Source organism: Arthrobacter glacialis, from assembly GCF_002909445.1.
In the GTDB taxonomy this organism is placed as follows: Bacteria; Actinomycetota; Actinomycetes; order Actinomycetales; family Micrococcaceae; genus Specibacter; species Specibacter glacialis.
The window spans coordinates 1-2,129 of sequence record NZ_PPXC01000037.1; the positions used below are offsets into that span (position 1 = coordinate 1).

The 2,129-nt window shown below is 62.0% G+C and carries 1 protein-coding gene; it reads right to left on the minus strand.

Going from position 1 to position 2,129, the window contains the following annotated elements; all coding sequences use genetic code 11:
- The coding region (locus tag CVS27_RS20250) for a catalase (protein WP_103467644.1) at positions 1-2,050 on the minus strand (2,050 nt) is incomplete at its 3' end.
- Between the last annotated feature and the right edge of the window lie 79 nt (positions 2,051-2,129).

A 2,129-nucleotide genomic window follows, 5' to 3' on the forward strand; every position in this document is an offset into this window, starting at 1 on the left:
CGGCGGCCACGCCCGCAGCCTCCAGTGCAACTCCTGCCCCGCCCCAGCCGCCGATGGCCTTGGCATGGCGGTACGTCTCGGCGACCAGTACCACCACGCGCGGGTCGGGGCCCTTCTGTCCGGCATCGGAGGTGGCGAGGATGACGGCGTCGAACTCGATGGATCGTGTGGTGGCATAGCTCCTCTGTACGGGTTGGTCAGTTCCGGGAAGTTTCCCTCCGACTGGTGCCACAATCAGGGCCAGCATGCCCGCAGCTTCGACGGCGTCGCGCGCCTGCAGAACCTGCTCGGGATCGCTGCCCGCATCAGTAACAATGCCAACGACACGCCCGGCGATCGGCCAGGCCTGGCCGATTTGTGACACTGCCGGACTGGGAACCTGATCGGTGGGCGGCTCAGTGGCTTCGGGCACCGGCAGGCCCAGTTCTTCCGCAACCCGCTGGCACAGCTCCGCATCAATGTTGGCCAGGGCGGCCAGTTGTCGCTCACGGATGGTTTGTTCGTAGCATTTACCCAGTTCAAAGGCGTATGCCTGCGCCACATGGTCTTGTTCGATGGCCGTCAGGCTGCGGTAAAACAACGTGGGTTGGGAGAAATGGTCGCTAAAGGTTGCCGGGTTGGCCCGCTCCTTCGTCCCGGACTGAACTGCTTGGGGAAAGTCTATGAAAGTTCCGGCGTCCATGCCCGCATGGAAGGGGCAGCCGCCGTCGAGCGAGTTTGGCTTGTACGGTGCCACCCCGGCATGATCTGCGCTTTGGTGCATGCCGTCGCGCAGCATGTCATTGACGGGGGCGTGCGGACGGTTGATGGGCAGCTGGCCAAAATTCGGTCCCCCCAAGCGGCTGATTTGGGTGTCGAGGTAGGAGAACAGCCGCCCCTGCAGCAGCGGGTCGTTGCTGACATCGATTCCGGGCACCAAGTGCCCGGGGTGGAAGGCCACCTGCTCCACTTCCGCGAAATAATTCTTGGGGTTGGCGTTGAGCGTCATCCGCCCCAGCATTTGCACCGGCGCGATTTCCTCAGGCACAAATTTGGTGGGGTCCAGCAAGTCAATGCCTTCGTACATTTCATCGTCAACGTCGGGGAAGACCTGCACACCCAGCTCCCACGACGGGAAATTGCCGGATTCAATGGCGTCCGCAAGATCGCGGCGGTGAAAGTCGGGATCCATGCCGTTGGCGATTTGGGCTTCTTCCCACACCAGTGAGTGCACACCCAAGGAAGGCTTCCAGTGGAACTTGACCAGCGCCGTCGCCCCTTGATCGTTGACCATGCGGAAAGTATGAACACCGAATCCCTCCATCATGCGAAAAGAGCGTGGGATGCCGCGGTCCGCCATGAACCACATGGTGTGCGCCTGGGCTTCGGTATGGAGGGAAACAAAGTCCCAGAAAGTGTCATGGGCGCTTTGGGCCTGCGGAATTTCACGGTCGGGATGCGGCTTGGCTGCGTGGACGACGTCGGGAAACTTGATGGCATCCTGGATGAAAAAGACCGGAATGTTGTTCCCCACCAAGTCAAATGAGCCTTCGTCCGTGTAGAACTTCACGGCAAAGCCGCGGGTGTCCCGGACCGCGTCGGCCGACCCTCGGGATCCCACCACGGTCGAGAAGCGGACAAACACAGGGGTTTCCACATCTGCGGCCAGGAAGCCAGCCCGGGTCAGCCCTGTTCCGGTCCCATAGGACTGGAACACTCCGTGGGCACCCGCCCCGCGCGCATGCACCACACGCTCGGGGATGCGCTCATGATCGAAATGGGTGATTTTCTCCCGCAGATGGTGGTCTTGCAGAAGGGTAGGACCCCGTCGCCCAGCCTTGAGGGAATGGTCCGTGTCCTGCAATCTGGCACCTTGAGCGGTAGTGAGATAGTCCCCGCTCTGGCTCCGGGAGCCTTCCGGCTCCCCCGTAGGTGTCCCCGTCGGTGAGACGAGCTCGGGCCCATGCTGGTCAGGCTTCGGTGGCAGCGGTTTACGTGCTTCCGCAGGCTCCTCAAACGACAGCGGCTCGATCGACGGAGCTCCGGGAATGGGCTGCTTGGGAGTTGTCATAGTTCCTCCGTTGAATGGAGTGGATATTCTCAACACCTCCAACCATGAACGCCTCCCGCGACGCCGTCAAGGCCCCCAT